The sequence below is a fragment of the Nonomuraea helvata genome (assembly GCF_039535785.1).
Lineage (GTDB): Bacteria > Actinomycetota > Actinomycetes > Streptosporangiales > Streptosporangiaceae > Nonomuraea > Nonomuraea helvata.
This window is the reverse complement of sequence record NZ_BAAAXV010000009.1, coordinates 1,468,215-1,494,147: the sequence shown is the minus strand read 5'-3', so window position 1 is coordinate 1,494,147 and position 25,933 is coordinate 1,468,215. Positions and strand designations below refer to the sequence as shown.

The 25,933-nt window shown below is 69.6% G+C and carries 20 protein-coding genes; 14 read left to right on the top strand and 6 right to left on the bottom strand.

Annotation, left to right across the window (positions count from 1 at the left end; translation table 11 throughout):
* Positions 1–65: 65 nt before the first annotated feature.
* Positions 66–1,568 (bottom strand): NAD(P)-binding protein, encoded by a 1,503-nt coding sequence (locus tag ABD830_RS39915; protein ID WP_344999174.1) that lies wholly within the window; start codon positions 1,566–1,568, stop codon positions 66–68.
* A 133-nt stretch (positions 1,569–1,701) separates the two neighbouring features.
* Here ABD830_RS39915 and ABD830_RS39910 point away from each other — a divergent pair, with 133 nt between their 5' ends.
* The 4 genes from ABD830_RS39910 (at position 1,702) to ABD830_RS39895 (ending at position 5,586) form a co-directional block, all read left to right on the top strand.
* Complete coding sequence (locus ABD830_RS39910; protein WP_344999172.1) at positions 1,702–1,902, top strand: hypothetical protein; 201 nt, start codon at positions 1,702–1,704, stop codon at positions 1,900–1,902.
* A 13-nt stretch (positions 1,903–1,915) separates the two neighbouring features.
* Positions 1,916–3,403 (top strand): SPFH domain-containing protein, encoded by a 1,488-nt coding sequence (locus ABD830_RS39905; RefSeq protein ID WP_344999170.1) that lies wholly within the window; start codon positions 1,916–1,918, stop codon positions 3,401–3,403.
* A gap of 80 nt (positions 3,404–3,483) precedes the next feature.
* The gene (locus tag ABD830_RS39900) at positions 3,484–4,827 is read left to right on the top strand and encodes a flotillin family protein (protein ID WP_344999168.1); all 1,344 of its coding nucleotides are present in this window, start codon (positions 3,484–3,486) and stop codon (positions 4,825–4,827) included.
* Between the two features lie 108 nt (positions 4,828–4,935).
* Positions 4,936–5,586: a hypothetical protein gene (locus ABD830_RS39895; RefSeq protein WP_344999166.1), complete on the top strand. Its 651-nt coding sequence runs from the start codon at positions 4,936–4,938 to the stop codon at positions 5,584–5,586.
* A gap of 76 nt (positions 5,587–5,662) precedes the next feature.
* On the opposite strand, the gene ABD830_RS39890 is transcribed toward ABD830_RS39895, so the two are convergent.
* Both ABD830_RS39890 and wecB read right to left on the bottom strand, forming a co-directional pair.
* A complete protein-coding gene (locus tag ABD830_RS39890) occupies positions 5,663–7,699 on the bottom strand; it encodes a glycosyltransferase family protein (protein ID WP_344999164.1) in 2,037 nt (678 codons plus the stop codon).
* A 54-nt stretch (positions 7,700–7,753) separates the two neighbouring features.
* A complete protein-coding gene (gene wecB, locus ABD830_RS39885) occupies positions 7,754–8,884 on the bottom strand; it encodes a non-hydrolyzing UDP-N-acetylglucosamine 2-epimerase (RefSeq protein ID WP_344999162.1) in 1,131 nt (376 codons plus the stop codon).
* Between the two features lie 176 nt (positions 8,885–9,060).
* Here wecB and ABD830_RS39880 point away from each other — a divergent pair, with 176 nt between their 5' ends.
* The 5 genes from ABD830_RS39880 (at position 9,061) to ABD830_RS39860 (ending at position 15,624) form a co-directional block, all read left to right on the top strand.
* On the top strand, positions 9,061–10,611 hold the full coding sequence (locus tag ABD830_RS39880; RefSeq protein WP_344999160.1) for a glycosyltransferase family 4 protein: 1,551 nt from the start codon (positions 9,061–9,063) through the stop codon (positions 10,609–10,611).
* A 118-nt stretch (positions 10,612–10,729) separates the two neighbouring features.
* The gene (locus ABD830_RS39875; RefSeq protein WP_344999158.1) at positions 10,730–11,992 is read left to right on the top strand and encodes a nucleotide sugar dehydrogenase; all 1,263 of its coding nucleotides are present in this window, start codon (positions 10,730–10,732) and stop codon (positions 11,990–11,992) included.
* Between the two features lie 19 nt (positions 11,993–12,011).
* Positions 12,012–13,100 (top strand): glycosyltransferase, encoded by a 1,089-nt coding sequence (locus tag ABD830_RS39870; protein ID WP_344999156.1) that lies wholly within the window; start codon positions 12,012–12,014, stop codon positions 13,098–13,100.
* Positions 13,101–13,121: 21 nt separating this feature from the next.
* Entirely contained in the window at positions 13,122–14,912 is a 1,791-nt protein-coding gene (locus tag ABD830_RS39865) for a DUF4434 domain-containing protein (RefSeq protein WP_344999154.1), read from the top strand.
* A gap of 46 nt (positions 14,913–14,958) precedes the next feature.
* Positions 14,959–15,624, top strand: a complete 666-nt coding sequence (locus tag ABD830_RS39860; RefSeq protein ID WP_344999152.1) for an NUDIX hydrolase — start codon at positions 14,959–14,961, stop codon at positions 15,622–15,624.
* Between the two features lie 21 nt (positions 15,625–15,645).
* Here ABD830_RS39860 and ABD830_RS39855 read toward each other — a convergent pair whose 3' ends face one another.
* A complete protein-coding gene (locus tag ABD830_RS39855) occupies positions 15,646–16,296 on the bottom strand; it encodes a GNAT family N-acetyltransferase (RefSeq protein ID WP_344999150.1) in 651 nt (216 codons plus the stop codon).
* A 109-nt stretch (positions 16,297–16,405) separates the two neighbouring features.
* Here ABD830_RS39855 and ABD830_RS39850 point away from each other — a divergent pair, with 109 nt between their 5' ends.
* Positions 16,406–17,311, top strand: coding sequence for a glycerophosphodiester phosphodiesterase family protein (locus tag ABD830_RS39850; RefSeq protein WP_344999148.1), 906 nt, complete (start codon positions 16,406–16,408; stop codon positions 17,309–17,311).
* A 194-nt stretch (positions 17,312–17,505) separates the two neighbouring features.
* Here ABD830_RS39850 and ABD830_RS39845 read toward each other — a convergent pair whose 3' ends face one another.
* Positions 17,506–19,062 carry an IS1182 family transposase gene (locus ABD830_RS39845; protein WP_344999146.1) on the bottom strand — a complete coding sequence of 519 codons (1,557 nt, stop codon included), beginning with the start codon at positions 19,060–19,062 and terminating at the stop codon, positions 17,506–17,508.
* Positions 19,063–19,203: 141 nt separating this feature from the next.
* The gene (gene corA, locus ABD830_RS39840) at positions 19,204–20,313 is read right to left on the bottom strand and encodes a magnesium/cobalt transporter CorA (RefSeq protein ID WP_344999144.1); all 1,110 of its coding nucleotides are present in this window, start codon (positions 20,311–20,313) and stop codon (positions 19,204–19,206) included.
* A gap of 354 nt (positions 20,314–20,667) precedes the next feature.
* On the opposite strand from corA, the gene purD reads away from it, so the two are divergent.
* From purD to ABD830_RS39820, 4 genes are all read left to right on the top strand, one after another.
* Positions 20,668–21,882 carry a phosphoribosylamine--glycine ligase gene (gene purD, locus ABD830_RS39835; protein ID WP_344999142.1) on the top strand — a complete coding sequence of 405 codons (1,215 nt, stop codon included), beginning with the start codon at positions 20,668–20,670 and terminating at the stop codon, positions 21,880–21,882.
* On the top strand, positions 21,879–22,715 hold the full coding sequence (locus ABD830_RS39830; RefSeq protein ID WP_344999140.1) for a phosphoribosylaminoimidazolesuccinocarboxamide synthase: 837 nt from the start codon (positions 21,879–21,881) through the stop codon (positions 22,713–22,715). Before purD ends, ABD830_RS39830 begins: the two co-directional genes overlap by 4 nt.
* Before the next feature lie 78 nt (positions 22,716–22,793).
* Positions 22,794–24,059: a UDP-N-acetylglucosamine 1-carboxyvinyltransferase gene (gene murA, locus ABD830_RS39825; RefSeq protein ID WP_344999138.1), complete on the top strand. Its 1,266-nt coding sequence runs from the start codon at positions 22,794–22,796 to the stop codon at positions 24,057–24,059.
* Positions 24,060–24,260: 201 nt separating this feature from the next.
* A complete protein-coding gene (locus ABD830_RS39820; RefSeq protein WP_344999136.1) occupies positions 24,261–25,550 on the top strand; it encodes a transcriptional regulator in 1,290 nt (429 codons plus the stop codon).
* The last annotated feature ends 383 nt before the right edge of the window (positions 25,551–25,933 follow it).

The following is a 25,933-nucleotide window of genomic DNA, read 5'->3' as shown; positions in this document are numbered from 1 at the left end:
CGCAGTCCGGACGATCCACGCCATAGCACAAGTGGCGCTACCAGCGAGATCGCGCTCTCACGGCCTCACCCGGCCAGCTCCTCCACGGCGCGCACGGCAGCCGTGACGGCGCCGCCCGGTCCGGGCTCCGAGTCGGAGCCCGCGATGGCGATCCGCCCGAACCGCCTGCGCGCCGCGTCCGCCGGGAACGGCCCGTCCGGATAGAACGCGTGCCAGGGCCGGCAGTACTCGGGCGCCCTCCCGTGTCCCCAGCGGTCGACCGTGATCGCCTCGATGTCCCTGGCCGGGTCGAAGCCGCCGGGGCCCAGCAGCCGGCCGAGCTGGTCGCGTACGGTCTGCTCCAGACGGCTGAACGGAGTCCTGAACAGCTCCTGCCTGCCCGCCACCGACCCCCGGTCGGGCCCCAGCTCCGAGTGGCAGGGCGTGGCCAGCAGGTGCACCTCGGACGGCGGCTCCAGCTCGGACAGACACCAGTACGCACCGGTCCAGCGGACCCGGCGGACGCCGACCCGCCGCCAGGCCCCGGGGTCGCGCACGCGTACCGTGGCGTGCAGCAGCGGCACCCTGACGGCCAGGCTCAGCGCCCGCCGCTGGTCACGGGGCAAGTCGGGCACGAGGTACGGGACGACCGCGCTCCAGCAGGCCAGGATCACCGCCCGGGCCTCGACGGTCATGACCCGGTGGCCGTCGAAGTAGCCCACGGTCGCCGAGGAGGCGCCGTCGCGTACGGACACGACCGGGCTGGACGGGCGGAGCTGCACGCGGCCGTCCAGCGGCAGGGGGACGGCCTCGGCCGGACCCTCCTTCACGGTGGGTGAGTTGAAGCGCGACGGCTTGTCCCGGTCGAGCCCCAGCCCGCCGAACCCGGGAAAGCCGGTGCCCCAGGCATCGATCGCCCCGAACGCCCGGGTGTCGTACCCCCACGCCCGGCACGACATGGTCCGGCAGAGCCGCTCCACGTCGGGGTGCGCCCCGCAGACCTCCAAGAGGAACCGCGAATAGGTCAGTCCGGCCAGCCGCTCGTGTTTCTCCTCCGCCGAGAGGCCGGGGAACCAGTCGGGCGGATCACGCTGGAGCATGAGCAGGTCCTGCCGGGCCCGTTCGGCGAGCGGCAGCCGGGCGATCCAGCCGGGGGTGAGCCTGACCAGCGTGTCGGATCCGAAGGTCTCCCGGTCGCACATCACGCCGTCCTCCTGCGGCCCGAAGCGGGCCGGGCGGGAGAGCGAGATCCCGTCGTGGTTGTCGAGGACGAGGACGCTGTCGTGCGGACGCCGCCGCAGCCATTCGCGCGCCGCGCTCGCCCCGCTCGCGCCGCCGCCGACCACGGCCAGGTCGTAGCTCTCGCCGGTCGGCTCCGGCGGGCCCGCGTGCTGCCAGAAACGCCCGTCCCGCAGTGCGTGCGGCACGCTGAGCGCCCCGGCCGCACCGGCGCGCACGGTGAACGGCCCGGGTGGGTACGCGGTCCCGCGAGGGCTCTCGGTCGCCACGAGCCCCAGGGCCATCCCGTCGAAGAAGTCGCGGCGGGAAATGGGATGGTTCATCACGAGGTCTCGCGGGGTGGAGCTCATGGCGCGATCATCAGCAGACCCGCGAAAAGCCGGGTGAGCGACGCGCAGCGCTCCAGGAAACATTTTGCGCGGGCTATTACCGCGAATGCCCGTTTGGAGTAGCGTCCGGAATATCGCGAGCGGGGGGAGTCCAGTGGTCGGCAAGCAGGGCAGGGTCACGGGGAGGATCGGCCCAGGGCTTGTCGGCGAGGTCATGATCCCGGTCAGGGGCGGGGTGGAGGCGTTCTACGCCCACCCCAGCGTGCCTGACGAGGAGTTCGGCCTCGGGTCCATCGTGGTCGTCGTCGAGTACTTCCCCCCGCGCACGGTCTACGTGGCCAGAGCACTCGTCTGAGGGAGGCCCTCCGATGTCCCCCGAGCTCTACATCGCCGCCGGCGGCGTCGCCGTCGCGGCCGTCGTCATCATCCTGCTGTTCAAGGCCGTGTGGCGGGTCGCGGAGCCCAACGAGGCCCTGATCATCTCCGGGCTGGGCGCCCGCCGCCGGGGCGAGGGTGTGGACAGCCTGGGCTTCAAGATCATTACTGGCAAGGGCGCGGCGGTGCTGCCGGGGTTCCAGGCGGCCAGGCGCCTGCGGCTGGACACCAGGGCCGCCAACCTCCAGGTCTCGTGCGTCACCCAGCAGGGCATCCCCGTGCACATCCGCGGTGTGGTGATCTACAAGGTCGGCGACGACCTGTCCTCCATCGCCAACGCCGCCCGCCGCTTCCTCGACCAGCAGGACTTCATGACCAGCGCGATCCACGAGCTGTTCACCGGCCACCTGCGCTCGATCATCGGCAACCTCACCATCGAGGACCTCATACTCAACCGCGAGCGCCTGACCAGCGAGACCAGGGCGTCGGCCGCCGACGAGATGAGCAAGCTCGGCCTGATCGTGGACTCGCTGCAGATCCAGGAGATCGACGACGAGACCGGCTACATCGACAACCTCGGCAAGCCGCACGCCGCCAAGGTCGCCGCCACCGCCCGCATCGCCCAGGCACAGCGCGACCAGGAGGCCACCGAGGCCGAGCAGATCGCCGCCGCGAACATGGCCGCCGCCCGCCGGGACTCCCGCATCAAGGAGGCCGCCTACCAGGCCGAGATCGACCGGGCCATGGCCACCGCCCGCCAGGCGGGGCCGCTGTCGGAGGCGACCGCCCGCCAGGAGGTGGTCGTCCAGGAGACCAAGGCCGCCGAACTGGAGGCCAAGCTCGCCGAGCAGCGGCTCCAGTCTCAGGTGCGCAAGCCCGCCGACGCCAAGGCGTACGAGACCGTCACGCTCTCCCAGGCCGAGCGGGACGCCCGCATCGCGCAGGCGGAGGCCGAGGCGAAGGAGACCGAGCTGCGCGCCGCCGCGCAGGCCTCCCAGGTCAAGCTGGCCGCCGCGGCCGACGCCGAGTCGGTACGGCTGCGCGGAGAGGCCGCGGGAGCCGCCACGAAGATCGCCGGTGAGGCGGAGGCCCAGGCCGCGCAGGCCCGCGGTCTGGCCCAGGCGGAGGCGGCCAAGGCGCTGGGCCTGGCCGAGGCGGAGGCGTCGCAGGCCAAGGGCCTGGCGGAGGCCCAGGCGATCAGGGCGCGCGCCCAGGCGCTGAAGGAGAACCAGGAGGCGGTCATCGCCCAGCAGCTCGCCGAGCGCTGGCCGGAGGTCGTGGAGGCGGGCGCGAAGGCGTTCGGGAACGTGGACCACATGGTGGTGCTGAACGGCGCCCAGGGCGTCGAGGAGCTGCTGGCCAAGGCCCTCACGCTCGGTGGCGCCGGCATGGGCCTGGCCAGGGCGCTGCTCAACGGCGGCACTCCGAACGGCGCCACCTCCAACGGGTCCGAGCCGGAGATCTCTGGCAAAGCGCCCTGAGCGGGAGTACCGTCAGATCGGGGCGAGCCGGGAAGTCTGGTCGGCAACGGATACGACCACGTCTTCCCTCGGAGTAGGTCATGGACTTAGTGCTCGCAGGCGTCATCGCCGCAATCGCCCTCGTCTGCGTCGTGGCGTTCAAGCTGGTCTGGCGGGTCGCGGAACCCAACGAGGCGATCCTCATCTCGGGCCTCGGCGCGCGGGGCAGGGAGACGCTCGGCTTCAAGATCGTCACGGGCAAGGGCGCGCTCGTCGTCCCGGGGTTCCAGACCGCGCGCCGCATGTCGCTGGACAGCCGCGTCTCGCAGCTGGAGGTCCACTGCGTGACCAAGCAGGGCATCCCGGTGCACGTACGGGGTGTGGTGATCTACAAGGTGGGCGACGACTTCGTCTCCATCGCCAACGCCGCCCGCCGCTTCCTCGACCAGCAGAAGACCGTGGACGAGAAGACGCACCAGCTCTTCTCCGGCCACCTGCGCTCGATCATCGGCAACCTCACGGTCGAGGACCTGATCGTCAACCGCGACGCGCTCACCAACGAGATCCGCACGTCGTCGGCCGACGAGATGAGCAAGCTCGGCCTGAACGTGGACTCCCTGCAGATCCAGGAGATCGAGGACGCCACCGGCTACATCACCAACCTCGGCCGCCCGCACGCGGCCGCCGTGGCCTCGCAGGCCAGGATCGCCGAGGCGCACAGCGACCAGGAGGCCAACGCCGCCGAGCAGCAGGCCGCCATCAAGAAGGCCGCCGCGATCCGCGAGGCCCGCATCCAGCAGGCCGGGTACCAGGCCGAGGTCGATCGGGCGGCGGCCGCGGCCAAGCAGGCGGGCCCGCTGGCCGAGGCCACCGCCCGGCAGGAGGTCGTGGTCCAGCAGACGACCGCCGCCGAGCGGGAGGCCGTGCTCGCGGAGAAGCGGCTGGAGGGCGAGGTGCGCAGGCCCGCGGACGCCAAGGCGTACGAGCAGGTCACGCTGGCGGAGGCGGCGCGGCGCGCGGCGGTGGCCCAGGCGCAGGCCGAGGCCGAGAGCATCAGGCTGCGCGGCGAGGCGGAGTCTGAGGCGACCAGGCTGCGCGGCATGGCCGAGGCGGACGCGGCCAGGGCCAAGGGACTGGCGCAGGCGGAGGCCATCAAGGCCCGCGCGGAGGCGCTGGCGAGCAACCAGGAGGCGGTCGTCGCGCAGCAACTCGCCGAGCGCTGGCCGGAAATCGTCGAGGCGGGCTCGAAGGCGTTCGGAAACGTCGATCACATGGTGGTGCTGAACGGCGCGCAGGGCGTCGAGGAAATGCTCGCCAAGGCGCTCACGCTCGGCGGCACCGGGTTGGGCCTGGCCAGGGCCCTGCTCAACGGCGGCACGCCGAGCGGGACGCCAAACGGCGCGGAACCGGAAATCGTTCGTAAAACCACTGAATCCCGCGAATAGCGACGTTACCCGTTTCCTTACTCTTCACTTCCTCTAGCGTTTTTGGAAATGCCGTTAGAGCGATTTGGAGAGCCCATGCTGAAGGCCATTTCCGGCATATTCCTGAGTATGGTGGCAATTGCCGGATGTTCCGGCGGCGACACGACCCCGTCGGCCGTCCCGACGGGGGCGCAGCTGCCCGGCCCGCAGGCGTCCGCCGACACGGCCAGGCTCCGCGACGCCCTGCTGCCGGTGCCCAAGGGCATGCACGTCGCGTACGGTCCCGAGCTGGGCGCGTTCGGCTCGCTCAAGGCCACCCAACTGGGCCTGCAGGCGATGCGCCAGGCGAAGCTGCAGCGGCCCGAGTGCGCGGGGGCGGCGCAGCTCGACGCCGCCAAGCCCGACGTCGCCCAGGCACCCGCGGCGGTGATCTCCTTCGCCGCCGACCGCGGCTCCATCACGCAGGCCGTCGTGTCGCTGCCGTCCGCGGCCTTCCCCGCGCCGCTGCCGACGCAGTGCGCCTCGTACACGGCCGAGGTCGAGGGCACGAAAGTGGCCTACAGGACCCGCACGCTGGCCATGCCGGCCAGGGGCGACCAGTCGCGGGCCTACCTCACCACGGCGGCGGGCGGCAAGAAGAACGCGCAGATCGGGTCCGTCATGATCAGGCGGGGGACGTTGATCATGAGCATGCTCGTGGTCGGGCAGCGGGTGAAGCCGCAGGGGCTGTTCGAGCTGGCCCGCCTCGCCGACCAGAACCTCGCACAGGTCACCCACTGACCCCGGCCGCACGTCGGTGGCGGTCCTTGAGGGGCACTGCGCGTTTCGCGAAGGGCCACCGGACGGGGCGGGGCCGTCAGATGAGGACGTGGTCGTCGGGGCGGCCGACGAAGGAGAACTGCGCGTTGCGGGTCAGCTTGATGTGGTCCGCCTGCCAGGTGTGCATCGACGTGTCCGCACTGCGCCAGTAGACGAAGTTGAACCGGTCCGCCGAGTAGATCTTGACGGAGTCCTCCTTCAGCCGCCGTACCAGATGGGTGTCCTCGCCGCGGGTGATGTCGGCGAAGCCGTACGAGCGGAACATGTCGGCCTTGCCGAGGAACGTGCCGCCCTGGACCAGGAACGAGTAGCGGTGCTCCAGCCCGGGCAGCCGCAGCATCGTGGTGTTGCGGCCCTCGAAGTACGCGTAGTGCGCCCCCTTGCCGACCAGCTCCGCGTCCGAGTAGTCGAACGCGCGCACCAGGTCCGACAGGTAATGGTCGCCGTACAGGTTGTCGTCGTCCATCTTCGCGATCAGGTCGCCCTCGGCGGCGGCGATGCCCATGTTCATGCACGCGCCGAGCGACTGCGACGCGTCGGCGGGCAGGACCACGACGTCGGTGATCCCCGCCATGCGGGCCTTGTCCGCGACCACCACCGGGTCGATGTCCAACCCGTGCAGCACCATGACGAGCTGGAGCGGCCGGTGGATCTGGCGGGCCACCGAGGAGATGGCGTGCTCGATCTGGGAGGCGCGGTTGGTGGGCAGGACGACCGAGATCGAGCGCGACCGGGGCGTCGCGCGCTGCCCGAGGTTCTGCAGGATCTGGTCCACCCGGTGCGAGAACAGGTGCTTGTCGAAGACCTCGCGCATCGCCAGGTGACCCATCCTGGCCCGCAGCTCGGGGCTGTTGATCAGGTGCAGCACCTGGTTGTACGACTCGACCGGCTCCCGCGCGATGGGGATGAGGTCGCCGAAGGTCTCCTCGACGGCCCGCGACCACCCCGACACGACCGGCGTGGCGCAGGCGGACAGCTCGAAGACCCGGCGGGCGCACATGGTCGGCGAGTCGAGCACCGAGTTGACGTTGAGGAAGACCTTGTACATCCGGTACGCGGCCAGCATCTGGTCGTACGGGAGCTCGCCCACGATGTGCGGCCGGTACTTCTCCGGCCAGGCGTACTTCTCGTCCACCTCGCCGTTGCGCGCGAAGATGTGCAGGCCGAGCTCCCTGACGGGGTCGAGCACGGTCTCCATCTGCTCGCGCCGCTCGGGATGCTTGTCGCGGAAGTACATCCCGGCGAAGACCACGTCGTGCAGGCGGCCCTGCCGCTGCTGGATCGGGTTGTGCACGCGGGGCTGGGCCGCGAACTGCAGCACATCAACCCGATCGTGTCCCAAAATTTCCCGATATTTCGGCAGCATGTCACCGTCGCAGGTGAACACGTAGTCGAACAGCTTGGCCGTGTCGATGAAGAAGTCGAAGTTCGGCGGGTCCTCCTTGTTCCAGAAGACCGTCGGGATGCCCTCCTGCCTGCACCAGGCCACCAGGTCGCGCAGCGGCTCCTTGGGCGCGTTGGTGCCGGTCATCTGGTAGCGCCAGCGCCCCTGGTTCCCGTGCCAGGCCGACTCGCAGAACAGCAGGTCGGGCCGCTTCTCGGCGAAGATCTCCGGCCAGTCCTTGAGCCCGAACTCGATCTGGTCCCACTCGTACTTGAAGGCCATCCTGGAGAAGTCGTCCAGGATCACCGCGACCTTCAGGTCCGGCCTGTTGACCGGCCCCTTCGGCCACTTCACCGCCGGCACCTCGACCAGCGGCGGCCGATGGTTGGCCGTCTCGATCGCCTCGGTGACCGGGGTGGGCGGCTTGGGCGCCTTCTCCTTCGACCGGACCGCCTGGACGATCTTCCCCGGGCTCTTCGAGCCCAGGGCCTCGCCGAGCTTGAACGTCCGCTTCGCCTGCGTGGCCTCCAGCTTCCAGGTCGCGTACGCGGCCTTCGCCTCGGCGATCTCCAGCCGCCTCCGGAGCTCCCTGACCTCGGCCTCGAACCGCTCGACGAGCTTGCGCTCCTCGGGCAGCCAGTTGACGGGGCCGAGCCGCTGGTACGTGGGCTCTTCGGGGGTTTCGGCCATGGTGATACGCCTATCGCTTAGCGGAGGTTTGTCATATTACGGCGGACAAGGCCGCTATTCGGGGCGTTTGGCCTGAGACGCAGGGGCGAGGTTGTCGCCCTTCAGCCAGGCGGAGATCACCTTCGCGATCCGCGGGCCGGCCTGGCCGTCCCAGAGCACCGGCAGCTCGCCGGCCGGCGTGGCGGCGCCGTCCGCCAGCGCCTTCTCCGCGGCGGCAGGCAGGAGAGCGGGCGTGACCAGCCGGTTCGTGCCGTGCGTGATCGTGATCGGCCGCTCGGTGTTGGGGCGCAGGGTCAGGCAGGGGACGCCCAGCACGGTCGTCTCCTCCTGGACGCCGCCGGAGTCCGTGACGACCAGCGCGGCGCCGCGTACGAGTGAGAGAAAGTCCACATAGCCCAGCGGGTCGACCACCTTGATCGTCTCGCTGTCGACCAGACCCGCGGCGGCCAGGCGCGCCTTGCCGCGCGGGTGGATCGGCACCACGACCGGGATCTGCCGCGAGACCTCCAGCACGGCGTCGACCAGCTCCTTGGCGGCCTCCGGAGTGTCCACGTTCGCGGGCCTGTGCAGGGTCGCGACGGCGTAACGGGCCGGTATGCCCAGCCGCTCGACCACGGGGGCCGGGTCCAGCGACGGCAGCGCCGCGTACAGGCTGTCGATCATGGGGTTGCCCACCAGGTGCACCTTGGACGCGGGCACGCCCTCGTTGGCCAGGTAGGACAGCGCCTCGGGCGAGGTGGCGAAGAGCAGGTCGGCCAGCGCGTCGGTGACGACCCGGTTGACCTCCTCCGGCATGCCCCGGTCGAACGAGCGCAGCCCGGCCTCCACGTGCGCGGTCCTGACGCCCAGCTTGGCGCAGACCAGGATCGCGGCCAGCGTCGAGTTCACGTCGCCGTAGACCACGACCAGGTCGGGGTCCTGCTCCTGGACGACCTCCTCCAGGCCGACGAGCAGCGCCGCGGTCTGCTTGGCGTGCGTGCCCGAGCCGACCCCCAGGTTCGCCACGGGCTCGGGCAGACCGAGATCGGCGAAGAAGACGTCCGACATCAACGCGTCATAGTGCTGACCAGTGTGGATGATGCCCTGCCGCACGCCGAGTTCACCGAGTGCCCGCACCACCGGAGCCGCTTTCACGAAATTGGGACGAGCACCCAATACGTGCAGGACCAGGGGGTTCTCCCTCATTGACCTCGCCTTTCATAGCGGAAGGGGAAAAACGTTGCCTATGGTACGGTCACGGCGTGGCATCCGACGCCAGTCGTCAAGACTCCTCAAAGGTTTCCGCGAAGTCCGCCCGTGCCGGCGTCGGTGGACTTCTCAAAGGCTTCGTTCAGCACCCGATCATCGTCTCCCGCGTCGTCGTGACGAAGGTCAAATCCGACCCGGTCCGTGTGGCACAGGCCGCGGCCGACGCGCTTCCGCCCCGGCTGCGCCCCGTCGTGGGCAGCGTGGCCTGGCCGGCCGCGCGGCGGGCCCGGCGCGCGGTGCGCAAGTTCGGCATGCGGGTGGTCAAGGGCCCGTGGAACGAGGCCAAGGAGCTGTGGAACGCCGGCCGGGTGAGCGAGGCCGCCGCGGTGCTCGAAGCCCACACCAAGTACCCGTTCGTCAAACGCAGGGCGGCCTACTACCGGGGTGAGCTGGCCGCGATCAGCCCCGACCCCATCCCGCCCGGGCCCAAGGTGGCCATCACGGAGCGCGTCAAGGGGCGGGTGCTGCACCTGGTCACGAACGCGCTGCCGTACACGCAGGCCGGGTACACCGTCCGCACCCACCGCATCGTCACCTCGCAGCAGGCCGCCGGGCTCGACCCGCACGTGGCCTCGAGCTGGGGCTGGCCGATGTTCCAGGGGCACGCCGACGCGTCGCCGTTCGAGGAGATCGACGGCATCCCCTACTACCGGCTGCTGCCGGACGGGCACGGCGAGATGCCGTTCGAGATGCGCGGGCGCATGGTCAAGGGTGCCGACGCCGTCACCAAGCTCGTCGAACAGCTCAAGCCGCAGGTCCTGCACGCCGCCACCGACCACCGCAACGGCTCCGTGGCGCACGCCGTGCGCGACAGGACGGGCACGCCGTTCGTCTACGAGGTACGCGGCTTCCTGGAGGAGACCTGGGCCTCCCGCGACCCGATCCGCGTGGGCAGCGAGCGGCACGTGCTCCAGCGCGAGCGCGAGGCGTTCCTCATGCGCGAGGCCGACGCCGTGGTCACGCTGGCCGAGACCATGGCCACGGAGATCGTCGAGCGTGGGGTGCCCCGGGAGCGGATCCACCTGGCGCCCAACGCCGTGGACGACTCGCTGCTGACCGCGCACTACGACGGGGCGTCGTTCAGGGACGCGTACGGCATCGCGCCGAACGAGATCGTCGTCGGCTCCGTGTCCAGCATCGTGGCCTACGAGGGGTTCGCCACCCTGCTGCGGGCCGCCGCGCTGCTGCGTGACGACCGCACGCCCGTGCGGGTGCTCATCGTGGGTGACGGCGCCGAGCGCGACAACCTCCTGGAGCTGGTCGAGGAGCTGGGCCTCGAGGACGCCGTCCTCCCGGGCCGGGTCGGCCCCGATGAGGCGCTGCAGGCGCAGGACGCGATCGACATCTTCGCCTGCCCGCGCGAGGATCTGCGGGTATGCCGACTTGTTACGCCATTGAAACCCGTCGAGGCGATGGCGCTCGGCAAGCCGGTCGTGCTCAGTGATCTGCCCGCCCTGTCCGAGCTCGTCGGCTCCGACGGCGCCGGTCTTCTCGTGGCGCCGGGCGACCCGGCCGCGCTCGCCAAGGCCATCGCCGGGCTCCGGGAGGACCCGTCCCGGCGTGCCGAGATGGGTGAGGCAGGACGGGAGGAAGTGGCGGCGAAGCGAACTTGGGGGCGCGTTGCCGAGACTTACCGTGCTCTATACCGCTCTCTTACCGAATGATGACCTTCATGTTCGCTGTCACTTACGACGGGTTCGGTCGCATTAGGCGTGAGCTAGGTGGACTTGAGATAACCTTTGCGACCATGAAGTGTTGTTTCCGGCTCTCTAAGGCACTGCTGTGACAGAAATCGACTTGGCTGTCATCGGCCTCGGCTACGTCGGCATGCCCCTCGCCAAGGAGGCAGTCAACGCCGGCCTGCGGGTCGTCGGCGTGGACGTCGACCCCGCCAAGGTCGACGCGCTCAACGCCGGGCAGTCCTACATCGATGACCTGACCGACGCCGACCTCGAGCACATGCTGGCCAACGGGTTCAGCGCCACGCTCGACGAGACCGTGCTGGCCAGAAGCAACACGATCGTCATCTGCGTGCCGACCCCGCTGGACGAGGACCACCGCCCGGACCTGTCCGCGGTGGAGGGCGCCACCAGGACCGTCGCCCGCAACCTGAGCAAGGGCACGCTCGTCGTGCTCGAGTCGACCACCTGGCCCGGCACCACCGACGAGGTGGCCAGGCCGCTGCTGGAGACCTCGGGGCTCGTCGCGGGCGAGGACTTCCACCTCGCCTTCTCGCCCGAGCGCATCGACCCGGGCAACGCCAAGTTCGGGCTGCGGAACACGCCCAAGGTCGTGGGCGGCTACACGGCGACCTGCCGCGACCGCGCCACGGGGTTCTACGGGCAGTTCATCGAGCAGGTGGTGCCGGTCAGCGGCACCCGTGAGGCCGAGATGGCCAAGCTGCTCGAGAACACCTACCGGCACGTCAACATCGCACTCGTCAACGAGATGGCGATCTTCTGCGACGAGCTCGGGATCGACCTGTGGGAGTCGATCGAGGCCGCGGCGACCAAGCCGTTCGGCTTCCAGAAGTTCCTGCCCGGTCCCGGCGTCGGCGGGCACTGCATCCCCGTCGACCCGTCGTACCTGTCGTACACGGTGCGCAAGCTCGGCTACCCGTTCAGGTTCGTGGAGCTGGCGCAGGAGATCAACGAGCGGATGCCGTCGTACGTGGTGGCCCGCGTCCAGCGTCTGCTCAACAGGCATAAGAAGGCCGTGAACGGCGCCAGAGTCGTTATGCTCGGCGTCACCTACAAACCGGACATCGCCGACGAGCGTGAGACCCCGGCGCTCCCTGTGGCGCGTGCGCTGCTGGAGCTGGGCGCCGAGCTGTCGTTCGCGGACCCGTACGTCAAGGAGTGGGCGGTAGACGGCACCCCGGTGCCGCGTGAGGAGGATCTGGCCGAGGCCGTGATCAACGCGGACGTGACGCTGCTCCTGCAGCAGCACGCCGCATTCGACCTCGACATGGTCGAGGCGAAGGCCAAGCTCGTGCTCGACACCCGCGGTGTGCTCACCGAGGGTGAACGCGTCGAGCGGCTGTAGCGACGGAGGGCTGCGCGCAGTGCACGTGCTCGTCATGACGGTGGTGCATAACCCCGAGGACGCTCGAATCCTGCACAGGCAGATTCGTGCCCTTGTGGATGCCGGTCATGAGGTCACGTATGCCGCCTCATTCACCGCGCACGGCGTCGTACCGCGACCCTGGGTAACCGGCGTGGACCTCCCTCGCGCCGCGCAGCGCAAGCGGATGGCGGCCGTGTGGGCCGCCCGGCGCCTGTTCAAGCGCATGCGCGACAAGGTCGACCTCGTCCTCATCCACGACCCCGAGCTGCTGTTCGCCGTCTGGGGCGTGCGCAACAGGCCGCCCGTGGTGTGGGACGTGCACGAGGACACCCCGGCCACGCTCTCGCTCAAGCCGTGGCTGCCCGCACCGTTACGGCCTCCCGTGCGCTTCTTCGCCCGCATGCTGGAGGGCACCGCGGAGCGCCGCATGCACCTGCTGCTGGCCGAGACCGCGTACGCGGGCCGGTTCAAGGACGCCCACCTGATCGTCCCCAACGAGACGTGGGTGCCCGACACCGTGACGCCTCCGGGCGACGACCGGGTGGTCTACCTCGGCTGGCTGTCCAGGGCCCGTGGCGTGTTCGAGGCCATCGAGGTGGCGCGGCTGCTGCAGCCGTACCACGTGGCCGTGGAGCTGATCGGGTACGCCGACCCGCAGAGCCGTCCCCTGCTCAACCAGGCCGTCACCGAAGGCGTGCTGGAGTGGCGCGACTTCATGCCCAACGACGAGGCGCTCAAGCGGCTCGACGGGGCGCTGGCCGGGCTGTCGCTGCTGCACGACGAGCCCAACTACCGCCACTCGATGCCCACGAAGATCGTGGAGTACATGGCGCACGGCATCCCCGTCATCACGACCCCGTCGCCGCGCGCCGTCGAGCTGGTGGAGCGCTATGACAGCGGCGTCGTGGTGCCCTGGGAGGACCCCAAGGCCGTCGCCCAGGCGGTGCTGACCCTGCGCGACGACGTACGCGAGCGGCGGGCCCAGGGCGCGCGCGGCTACGCGGCCGCCCGCGCGAACCACCACTGGCCCAACTCGGCCAAGCGCTTCGTGGCCCAGCTGGAGTCCTGGGCCGGGGTCAAGCAGTAATCCATCGAGGGCGGTCTGAACGTGCGCTGGCTCTTCGTGGTCGCTGGCCTGGCCATCCTGGCCGTGGTCGCCACGGTGATCATCATTCTGCCGTCCTCTTCTGACAGGCCGCCGGTCGCGGCTTCGCAGAAGCCCAAGCCGTCGCACACGGTGCCGACGCCGAAGGTGTCGAAGTTCACCGACCCCTGTGGAACGTTCGAGACCAAGGAGCGGGCCCCGTACGCCGTGACCGGCTACTGGATCATGCCCAAGTCGAACCCCTGCACCTGGCGCACCCAGCTGAAGGAGATCCACGACGTCGGCGGCGACACGGTCATCAGGATCGGCTACGGCCTGCAGTTCCGCACCGTCTCGGAGTCAGGCGAGATCCTGACCAGGGACGGGGAGGTCGACTCGCTCTACAAGGCGTGCCAGGAGGACGGGCTGCCCTGCCGCGACGCGGCCGAGCGCGACCTGCGCGCGGCCAACCCGGGCAACAGGGTCGGCCGCACGTACGTCTACCGCACGGACGAGTCGTTCGGCCCCAACCTGTTCCGCTGCCCCCAGATGGAGCACTCCGTCAAGGCGGGCAACCGGATCTACTACCGGCTCCTCACGCAGCCGGACGGCTCCGACGACGCCACGTGCGACTTCTCCGGCAAGGCCACCTCGTACGACCTGATCCTCGTGGCCGGATCCGACAAGGACAGCCTGAACGAGCTGCTCGACCTGGGCGATCAGTTCGGCATCCAGATCTATCCGGCGCTGCCGCTGGCGCCGCGTGACCCGAACATGCCGACCAGGGCGTACAAGAAGCACCTCGGCACGCTGACCACGCTGACGCGGCGCATCCTGCAGGACTACGGCGCGCGCTTCGCCGACCGGCCGTCGCTGGGGGGCGTCTACCAGCCGTTCGAGGTGCAGATGGCCGACACCCTGGCCACCAACCCGACGCTGGAGGTCTACGCCGACCAGCACACGATCGTCGAGCAGGAGCTCCGGGGCAAGCCCATCCTGATCAGCCCCTACATGGACGCGCGCAAGCGGGTGCCCTTCGGGCAGACGCCCAGCCAGGTGGCCGAGGCGTTCAAGGCGCTGGCCAAGACGGGGGTCGGCATCATCGCGCCGCAGGACAGCCGGGGGACCGGCAAGGTGGGGCTGTTCTGGCCGGACCAGCGCGACGACGAGGTGGACGAGCGGCTGCGGTCGATGGTGGGGGAGTCGACGTACGGGACGGCGTACCACGGCTCCACGCGCGACTACTATCGCGAGATGTCGGTGGCCCGCGAGGAGATGGTCAACGCCGGGTACAAGGTGGACCTGTGGGCGAACGTGGAGGCGTTCGAGCCGTCGGGCAAGGAGCCGTGCGCCGCACAGGGCACCCGGGGCAAGACGGACAAGAAGCGCCTGGACCAGGCCGTCACGATGGCCGGCCGTTATGTACAGAAAGTCGTCTCCTACATGTGGAGCGACTTCATGACGTGCGGCACCCCCTCCCTCGAGAAGGAGATCACCGCCGACTGGCGGCGTCCGATCGCCGTGGACGCCATCAGGCGCGGGCGTGACATCCAGGACGGGGTGGAGGTGCGCGGCTACAACCTCAAGGACGGCACCGTCACCATCACGTGGTCCGGGGGCACCAAGGACCTGGTGGTGTCCGCGGTGGGCTGGCTGGACGAGCAGCGGCTCGAGGATCTTCCCGAGGGGATGGTCACGGCCTGGGTGCCGTTCGACTGGACGCAGGTGCCCTCGGGCGAGTGGGTCAAGATCTCCGTGAAGGGCCCGACGGGTCAGGAGACGACGGAGCCGTTACACGTACGCGTCCTCACGTGACGGCTCGCGTACATGGGCGCCCAAAACTGCGTGTAACGTGCCGTGCATGGTCCCGAGCGTCCCGGTCAGCGTCGACCTGGTCGTGCTCACCGTCAGAAACCAGGCACTGAGCGCTCTGGTGTGGCGACGTGACAACCCGCCGTTCCTCCGCCGCTGGTCCCTGCCGGGCGGCTTCATCCAGCTGGACGAGGACCTCCCCGCCGCCGCCCAGCGCATCCTCGCGGAGCGAGCCGGCCTCCCGGGCGCGCCGGTCCACCTGGAGCAGCTCCAGACGTACGGCTACCCGGACCGCGACCCCCGCCAGCGCGTCCTGAGCGTGGCCTACCTGGGCCTGGCCCCCGACCTCCCGGCTTCGGAGAAGGCCCACATGAGCTGGCAGCCGGTCGACTCCCTCGCGGTCATGGCCTTCGACCACCGGCGCATCATGCAGGACGGCGTGGAGCGGGCCAGGGCCAAGCTGGAGTACACCTCGCTGGGGGCGGCCTTCTGCCCGCCGGCGTTCACGGTGGCGGACCTGCGGCGCGTCTACGAGATCGTCTGGGGGCGCCCGCTGGACCCGCGTAACTTCCACAGGAAGGTCACCAAGGCGGAGGGCTTCCTGGTGGAGACGGGCGGCACGACGACCCGTGACGGCGGCCGCCCGGCCAAGCTCTTCCGCCGCGGCCCCGCCGAGCTCCTCCACCCCCCGATGCTCCGCAGCCTCAAGGAATAGCCCCAGTCGTCCGCCGGCCCTTCATAGGGACTTCAGGACGGCGGCGGTCATCGGGGTGTGCAGCGTCCAGCCGAGGGTCTCGTAGAGCGCCTGGCCCTCCGCCGTGGCCACCAGCACGCCCGTGCGGGCCCCCATCGAGGCGGCCGTGGACGCCAGGGTCTGCATGACCACCGTGCCGAGCCCGCGGCGGCGGTGGTTGCCCGCCGTCTCCACCTTGTCCACGACGGCCGTGCGGCCCGCCAGCGCGAACTGGCCCCTGGCCGCGATCTCGCCCGCCGCCGTCAGCAGGCGGGCCGCCGTGACGCCCGCACGGGTGGTGACGGCCAGCGTGTAGCCGGAGGGGACCTGGGGCGTCCTGCGGGTCAGTGACACCGTCATCATGAACTCCGGGTCCTGCACCACCCACCGCTCCGGCAGGAGCGGGGCGACGGCGCAGGCGGCGGTGCAGAGCTTCAGCCACGTGCCCGGCGTGGTGATGGTGCCGGTCAGATGGTGGAGGATCCCGGGGGTCGGGGCGGTGACGATATGGCGGGAGACGTGGCCGGGGAGGCCCACGTCCACCCGCAGGCCCCACGGCTCGACCACGGGACGAGGGGTGTTGCGGGAGATCACCCAGCCGTCCACCCAGGCCCGGACTATGGCGGGATGGGCAGTTTTGAGAACCTCCGTCATGGAGCCAAGCTTATGGTCTGCCTCTGACAGAGTACCGGGGCGTAGCAGGATAAAAAGGACACGGCGTGGCATCGCCTAGTCGTGACCCGCGCCAGGTAGGGTCCCCGTTGTGCGCGTTGAAATACATGGTCACCGGGGAGCTCGGGGCCTCTGGCCGGAGAACACCCTGCCGGGAATGAGCCGCACGATGGAGCTCGGCGTTCACGCGCTCGAGCTCGACGTCGCCCTCACCGCCGATCGCCGCCTCGTGCTCACGCACGATCTGACGGTCTCCGCCGTGACGAGCGCCGACCGGCGGCCGCTCAAGGCGGACGATCCGCTCTTCCCGTACGTCGGCAAGCCGATCAACGCTCTCACGCTGGCGCAGCTGCGCACGCTCGACGTGGGCGTACGGCTGCCGCGCCACCCCGACGACCCGTTCGCGCTGACCCAGGTCCCCATGCCGGAGACCAGGATGCCGACGCTCGGCGCCGTGCTGGGGCTGGTGAACGCCTACGAGGCGGAGGGCGTGCGGCTGCACGTCGAGCTGAAGTCCGACCCCACCAGGCCGGAGCTGACACCCGATCCCGAGCTCTTCACCGAACTGGTCGTCGAGGAGCTCGACCGGCACGGCAGGCTCGGCAACGCGGCCATCCTCAGCTTCGACTGGCGGATCATCTCCCATGCCGCCCGGCTCGCCCCGGACACGCGGCGGTTCGCGCTGATCGAGCTGGACACCCTGCACTGGCACGACGATCTGGGCGACGACATACCGGCCGCCGCCCGCGACGCCGGGGCCACCACGCTCTCGCCCGAGCACATCATGGTGGACGAGGCGTTGATGGCCCAGGTGAACGCCGCCGGGCTCGACGTGGCGGTCTGGACCGTCAACGAGACGGCCCTGGCGGCGCGGATGCTGGACCTGGGGGTGGCCGGGATCGTCACCGACTACCCCGACCGGATGCGGGAGCTCTGGCGGGAGCGGGGGCTGGAGCTGCCCGAGCCCGTGGGCCCGCTCAGGCCGGTGGGGGTCTAGGTCGCTGGTGTTAAGCGGTCGATCCCGGCCGGTTGAATCTCGATCGCGATCTGCTGAGCCGGGCCTGTGATCGAGCTTGGGTGGCCCGGCCTTTGCGGGGTTCGGGTCAGCCCTGCTCTGCCGAGTTATCCACAGGGGTTCCGAAGGGTGTCCGCTGGCCTTCCGTAACCGTGGCGTGCGGTTGTTCTCCCTGGTCAGGCCATTGTCGCTGCCCATCGCCCGGTTGAGGTGGAAGTAACGCCGAGCACCGCCAGGCGTGCCAGGTTGACAGCGGCGGCCAGCAAAGAAAAGTCCGCGTCGACTTTGGCGGTGCCGCGCATGCGGGCGCGGCGTCCGCCATGCCGTCGCCGCATCAGATGCGCGATCTTGCGTTCGACCTTGGGCCGGGTGGCGCGGTATCGGGCCAGCCAGCCGGGATCGGCACTGTTGGCCCGGCCCCGGGCCAAGTGTGCCTCGTGCGGGCTGAGGTTGATGTCGCGGCCGTCCTTGGCGGTGGTGCACCGCTCCCGGAGCGGGCATCCCGCGCATGCGGAGCCGAAGGCCGCCACGCCACTGCCATTGCGATGCCAGCGGATCTCCTTGACGATCTGGTTCGGGCAGATCACCCGCCCGGCCTCCAGATCGACGGTGAAGGCATCCTTGGTGAAGCGACCTCCGGGCGCGCTGGAGGGCTGCGTCTTGACCATCGCCTCGATTTGCGCCCGGTCGAGCTTGGCAAGCATCGGCCCGGTGCCGTAGGCGGCATCACCATAAACCTCGGCCTGCTCGGCCTGCTCGGCCTGCTCGGCCTGCTCGGCCTGCTCGGCCTGCTCGGACAGGAGGTCAGCCAGGAGTTCGGCGGCCGGTTCGGCATCGCCCACGTTGCCTGCCGTCACCCGGGTGGCAGTGATGATCTCGCTGTCGGGGTCTTCGGCGATGTGGCCTTTGTATCCGTCGAACGAGCGCTCCACCGTCTTGCGGCCGTGTCGCGCCTCGGCATCGACGGTGGAGATGACACGGTCCTTGGCCACCTTGCGGGCGATCCGAAACACCCCGTCCTCGCCGTGCTGCAGGTCCTGGCCGAGCACGGTGGCCAGCAATCGTGCCGCCTGATCGACCTCCTCAGCCACCTTCCGTCCGTCCAGCACGGCTAGCAGCGCGAACCCATCGCGGGCCCGCGAGTCGATCAGCGCCTCCCGCTCCGCTTGTTCGGTCCAGTCGATGACCGGCTTACCGAGATCGGTGTAGGCGTCCCCGCTGGAGATCACCGCCCGCAGCGCGACCCGCAACTCCCGGTCGGAGGCGCGCAGCACGCCCCGGATCGCCGAGCGGATCAGCGTGATGGTGTCCTGGGTGGCCACCGCGTCATAGATCGGTGCCGAATCCAGCACCCGCTTGCGGCCGATCAGCCCGGCCCGGGCGGCCACCTCCACGGTCCGCTCGAAGATCCGGTCTGGCCGGTCGGAGGCGGCCAGCCGGGCCCGCATGTCCACCAGCACGGTGTGCACGAACCCTGGATGGTCGAAGTCCAGCCCGCCGGCGGCGTACTTCCACCGCACATCGAAGGCGAACCGATCCACCGCCTCGCGATCCGACAGCCCCTCCAGCCGCTGCAGCACCATCACCACCGCCACGATCATCGGCGGCACCGACCGGCGCCCATCCTCAGCGAACAGGTCGGCGAACATCTCGTCCGGAAACAGATTCCGGCACTCACGGTGCAGCACCGTGTAGATCGAGTTCGGCGCCAGCCGACCCTCGACAAAACTCACCGTGGAAGACAGCAACCCCGGCTGCATCGGAGTCTGGCCCACTGCCATCGCTCGGTCTCTCCCCGCTCCCGGTGACCAACACCGATCACCATGGCACAACAGGCGAGACCGGCGCGAGATAGATCAAAAAACACCAGTCACCTAGAGCCAGCCGTTCCTGCGGAAGCCACGGTGCAGGAGCACGCAGGCGGCGACCATGACGGCCAGCACCGCGGGGTAGCCCCAGACCTGGTGGATCTCCGGCATGAAGTCGAAGTTCATGCCGTAGATCCCGGCGATCATCGTGGGCACGGCCAGGATGGCGACCCAGGACGAGATCTTGCGCATGTCCTCGTTGGCGAGCGCGTTGGAACGGGCGAGTGCGGCCTGCAGGATCGAGCTGCACAGCTCGTTCGAGGACTCGACCTGCTCGCACACCCGGGAGAGGTGGTCGCCGACGTCGCGGAAGTATTCACGCATGTCGTTGGGGATGACGCGGCGCTGCGGCAGTGCGGCCAGGGGGGAGAGCAGCGGCATGACGGCCCGCTTCATCTCCAGCATCTCCCGCTTGAGCTGGTAGATCCGGTTGATGTCGCGGGAGCTGACGTCGGCGAACACCGTCGCCTCGACCTCTTCCAGCTCGAGCTGCATGAGGTCGGCGACCTGGAGGTACTGGTCGACGACGTGGTCGGCGATGGCGTGCAGGACGCCGGCGGGGCCGCGGTTCATCAGCTTGGGCTTGTCCTCGAGGCGCTCGCGGACCACCGTGAGGGGGCAGTGCTCGCCGTGGCGCACCGTCACCACGAAGTCCACGCCCAGGAACACCATGATCTCGCCGGTGGCGATGATCTCGCTGTTGCCGGTCAGCTCGTCGTGGTCGAGGTAGGAGACGGTCTTGAGCACCATGAACAGCGACTCGCCGTACCGCTCCACCTTGGGGCGCTGGTGCGCCTTGACGGCGTCCTCGACGGCCAGCGGGTGCAGCCCGAACACCTCGGAGAGCCACTCCACCTCGGGGGCCTCGGGCTCGTGCAGTCCCACCCAGACGAACGCGTTGGCGCCGTCGGAGCTCTTGTTGTGCTCGCGTACGAGGTCGAGCGCCTCGACGATGCCGGAGGCGGCGACCTTCTTGCCCTGGATGTAGGCGCCGTACTCGACGAGGGAGTCCACGGGGGGCACGCAGACCTCACGCACCGACTCGGCGAGCGCGAGCCCGGTGTGCGGACGAACAGGGTGACGGTTGATGCGACGGAAAAGCGTGGACGAGCGCATGGCAGTCCCTTTCCGCCCGACCTGGCACGCTCCACGCGCGATGAAAAGTCACCTCACAGAATGCGCGGAGGCACGATCAGGCTGCCGGATTGGAGTGGTCGGGGGTATACGGGGTGTACGTGAACGAGCACGTACTGCTGGGATCACCAGGTTTCATCCCGGACCACCTCCAATCGCATTGGGACGCCGCGAAGCCGCCCTAACTTACCACAGGCGGGTGAACCTACTTGACGATACTCGCAAGGACGGCCTGGACTCAGGTAGAACTCGACAAAGTTCCGGTGCTATTCGGGCGAATGGTGTGGCGGAGCACCCTCGCGTGCGCGGGGCGGCGGGCCTGCGACAATGGACCGCGTGCGCGTTCTAGTCATTGGTTCCGGAGGGCGTGAGCACGCCCTGTGCCGTTCACTCAAGCTCGATCCCCAGGTCGGCGAGCTCCACTGTGCCCCGGGCAACGCGGGCATCGAGGAGGTGGCGACCGTCCATCCCGTCGACCCGCTCGACCCCGAGCAGGTGGCCGAGCTGGCCCTGCGGCTACGGGTCGATCTCGTGGTGGTGGGGCCGGAGGCGCCGCTCGTGGCGGGGGTGTCCGACGCCGTACGCGAGGCGGGCATCGCGTGCTTCGGGCCGTCGAGAGAGGCCGCCATGATCGAGGGCTCCAAGACGTTCGCCAAGGAGATCATGACGGCGGCCGACGTGCCGACCGCGCGGGCCAGGAGCTGCGTCACGGAGGAGGAGGCGGCCGCCGCTCTCGACGAGTTCGGCGCTCCCTACGTGGTCAAGGACGACGGGCTGGCCGCCGGCAAGGGCGTGGTCGTCACCGACGACAGGGAGAAGGCGCTGGCGCACGCGCAGGCGTGCGAGCGGGTGGTGATCGAGGAGTTCCTCGACGGGCCCGAGGTGTCGATGTTCGCGCTGTGCGACGGGAGCACCGCCGTGCCGCTGCAGCTCTCCCAGGACTTCAAGCGCGCCTACGACGGCGACGAGGGCCCCAACACCGGCGGCATGGGTGCCTACACGCCCCTGCCGTGGGCGCCCGACGGGCTGACCGAGCAGGTCATGCGGGAGGTCGTGCACCCGACGATCGGCGAGCTGACCCGGCGCGGGCTGCCCTACCAGGGCGTGCTCTACGTGGGGCTGGCCCTGACCTCGAAGGGGCCGAAGGTCGTCGAGTTCAACGCGCGTTTCGGCGATCCGGAGACAGAGGTGCTGCTCGATCGGCTGGAGACGCCGCTGGGCGGGCTGCTGATGGCGTGCGCGACCGGCGAGCTGGGGCTCGACCCGGTGTTCAAGGACGGCTCGGCCGTGACCGTGGTGATCGCCTCGGAGAACTACCCCGAGGCGCCGGTCAAGGGCGACGTGATCAACGGGCTGCAGGAGACGGACAACGCGTACGTCCTCCACGCCGGCACCAAGCGGCAGGGTGACGAGGTGGTCTCCAACGGCGGCCGGGTACTCAACGTGGTCGGCCACGGACCCGACCAGGAGAGCGCGCGCCAGGCGGCCTACGACCTCGTCGGCCGGATCGAGCTGCGCGGCTCCTTCCACAGGACGGACATCGCCCGATGAAACTCGTGCACTCCGGCAAAGTCCGCGACCTCTACGAGACCGGCGAGGGCCTGCTCCTGATGGTCGCCTCCGATCGGATCTCGGCCTTCGACTACGTGCTGGAGCCCGACATCCCCGACAAGGGGGCCATCCTCACGCAGATGTCGCTGTGGTGGTTCGACCAGCTCAAGGACGTCGTGCCCAACCACGTCGTGGCGCCCGGCGACGACGCCCGCAGCGTGCTGTGCCGGCCGCTGCGGATGGTGCAGGTCGAGTGTGTGGCGCGGGGCTACCTCACGGGCGGCGGGCTGAACGAGTACCGCGCCGACGGCACGGTCTCGGGCGTCCGCCTGCCCGAGGGGCTCGAGGACGGCTCCCGGCTCCCTGAGCCGATCTTCACCCCGTCCACGAAGGCGCCTGTGGGGCAGCACGACGAGCCGATCTCGTACGAGCGGGTCGTCCAGGAGGTCGGCGCGGAGACCGCCGAGGAGTTGCGGCGGATCACCCTGGCCGTCTACACGCGCGGCGCGGAGATCGCCCGCGAGCGCGGCATCATCGTGGCCGACACCAAGATCGAGCTCGGCTGGGACGCCGACGGGGTGCTGACGATGGGTGACGAGGTGCTTACGCCCGACTCGTCGCGATTCTGGCCGGCCGACCAATGGCAACCCGGCCGTGCGCAGCCCTCTTTTGACAAGCAATTTGTGCGTGATTGGTTGCTATCGCCCGAATCAGGATGGGACAAATCCTCCGGAAACCCCCCACCTCGCCTTCCTGACCACGTGGTCGAGCGCACAAGGCAGCGATACCTAGAAGCATATGAGCGCGTCACGGGGGCTTCCTTTAGCGGATGATTCGGCTGGGTCATGTGGTGTAAGCGACTACTGTTGGCCCGATCGAGCCTCACCGTTGATTTCAAGGAGCCGCACGAAATGGTCCGTTACCGCGTGCGCGGTGGCAACGCACTGCGTGGAACCGCGTTCATCCAGGGCGCGAAGAACGCCGTGCTACCCATGATCGGTGCGGCTCTGCTCGCCGCAAAGGGCCGCACCGTCCTGCGCAACGTGCCGATCATCGAAGACGTCCGCCGCGCGATCGAGCTGGCCGAGTCGGTCGGCGCGTACGTCGAGCTGCACGAGTCCGAGCGCACGCTGGTCATCGACGCCTCCAGGGTGGACAGCCCCGTGCTGCCCGCCGCGATCGCCAGGCGCTTCCGCGGCTCGGTGCTGTTCACCCCCGCCCTGCTCCACCGGCTGGGCGAGGCGATCGTGGAGGGCGTCGGCGGCTGCAACCTCGGCAGCCGCAACCTCGACTTCCACTACCTCGGCTACAAGCGGCTGGGCGCCATCGTGGACGAGGGCGACACCGTCATCCACGTCAAGGCGTCCGGCCTGACCGGGGCGACCCTCTACCTCGACACCCCCTCCCACACCGGCACCGAGAACCTCATCATGGCCGCCGCCCTGGCCAAGGGCACGACGGTGATCGAGAACGCGGCGCTGGAGCCCGAGGTGCTCGACGTCATCGACATGCTCACCAAAATGGGCGCGCGGATCAGCGGCGGCGGCACGGGGTTCATCACCGTGGAGGGCGTGGAAGAGCTGCACGCCGTCGAGCACACGGTGATGCCCGACCGGCTCGACGCCGGTGTGTTCGCGATGGCCGCGGCCATCACCGGGGGCGAGCTGAGCCTCGTGGGCACGGGCCTCGACCTCGGCGTCGTCCGCTACAAGCTGGAGCAGATGGGCGTCGAGTTCGCCCGCCAGGGCGCCGTCCTGCACGTGCGGTGCGAGGGCCCGCTGCGGCCGATCAACATCATCACCGACACCTACCCCGGCTTCGCCACCGACCTGCAGTCCCCGATGATGACCGTCGCGGCGCTCGCCGACGGCACCAGCTACATCCACGAGCGCATCTTCGACGGCAGGTTCGCCCTGGCCGGAGAGCTGAACAAGATGGGCGCGAACGTCGAGGTCGAGGGCAGCCGGGCCGTGGTGCGCGGCAGGACGCCGCTGATCGGCACCCAGGTGACGGCCCACGACCTGCGTTCGGGCATCGCGCTGGTGCTCGCCGGGCTCGCCGCCGAGGGCGAGACCGTGATCGACTCCGGATACCTGATCGACCGCGGCCACGCGCATCTCGCCGCCCGAATGCGCGCGCTCGGCGCGGACATTACACGAGAGATTTCAGAGCGCTAAAAAACGCTGGAAAAACCTCGTTGAGCTGCTAGGACATCTTGTCGGGCGGTCAACCTCTACGGCTTTCCGGAAAAGTCGGGCGTGACATTACGGCCCCCGCGAGCGATCGTTCCAAAAGAGAGCACTGCAACGGACGGCAGGATGGGACGAACATTGGTCGATAGGGCCGAAGAAACTCCCCGAGTGTCACGCCCGGGCGCTATGACACCGGACCTGACCATTGGCGTAGTCGGACCTCACGACTTGGTCGAGAGAGTCATGCTGATGGGTCATGCCGCGGCACCATTGCCGTGTCGCCTTGTCGCGGCTGCGTACCGCGACGAACAGGAGGCACCGGACAAGGTGACGCGGCTCGGTCCCGGAGTCGACGCATGCCTGTTCGCCAGCCCGGTCCCCTATGACCTGGCCAGGCGTTCCGGCGTGCTGACGATGCCCGCGACGTACGTCCAACTCGGCGGAGCAGCATTGGTGGCGGCGTTGGCCAAGGCCGCGCTCGACCCCCGCATCGACCCGCAACGGGTCAGCATCGACGTGGTGAGCAGGGCAGATGTCGAGGAGGCCTACACGGACCTCGGCATCCCCGCCGCCGACGTGCACAGCCGCGACGAGCCGGGTGCCACCGGCACGATCGCGGCCTACCATGAACGCCTGGTCAGGCAGGGGGCGACCTCCGGGGCGCTGACGTGCCTGCCCGCGGTGGGCGAGCGCCTGCACGCGGCAGGCGTGCCGGTCATCAGGATCAGGCCGACCTCGGGCGCGGTCCGCACGGCGCTGCACACAGCGGCGCTGCTGGGGGCGCATCACCGGTTGGAGGAGTCGCAGCTGACGGTGGTCCTGGTGGAGGTGCCGACGCTGCGCGAGCCCGTACGCCGCGCCGCGCCGCGCTACTGGCGCGACGAGCTGCGACTGTCGCTCCACCGGCTCCTGGTCCAGGAGGCGAACCGGATGAACGCCACCGTCTGGCCCATAGACGATCACAGCTATCTGGTTACCGCTACCAGAGGCTCGATCGTCGCGGCGACGGACGGGTTCAGGGTGCTGCCGTTCGCCGGCAGGATCAGGGACGAGCTGGGTCTGGCGGTCGAGGTCGGCGTGGGCATGGGACGCACGACGCACGACGCGGAGTCGCACGCCCGGGCGGCACTGGCCCGCACGCAGGCGGGCAAACAGGCGCAGGGGTTCGCGGTGGACCGCGAAGGGCGAGCGCTCATCCCCGCTCCCCGCATGCCGCCCGCCGGATCGGCCGCACTCAAGCCGAAGGGCGTGGAGGTGCTGGCCCGGCTGGCGGCCAAGCTCGAGGGTGGAGACACCGTGGTCGACGCCGAGGGGGCGGGCAAGATGCTGGGCGTCACGCCCCGCACGGCCCGGCGGTTGCTGCGCACGTTGGTTGACGAGGGACTCGCGTGGCCGCTCCCGCCGAACCGCACACCCCAGCCTGGCCGTCCGCGCCAGCTGTACCGGCTGATCGTGGAGAAACTCGGTCCCCGATGAGGCCCCGGTGCCTGGGGAGTGCCGTGCTTGAGCCCGTCGCCTGATGGCGGCGGGCTCTCGTCCGCCCGCAAAGAGCTGAGTGGTTCCGGGGCGTTTGGGTACTTTGTCGTGACCTGTGGCAGACGATGCCATTGACAACCAGTGTCATCTCTGCGAACTCCCACATTGACCCCGGTGAAGTTATTGGTTGACCCGTGTAGATGCGGGTATGTTCTCGGACGCCCCCGATCGACGAGATTCGGACGGGGGCGCCAAATTCTTTCCGGCGCCCGCCCTGCCGCTCGGTGAGTCGAGTCGCGCGATCCCCGTGTGCGTTTCTGGTCGGGGCGCCGTGCTTTCGCCCAACATCACGTGCACAGCCCGGAGCCGTGGTAGCGATGTGA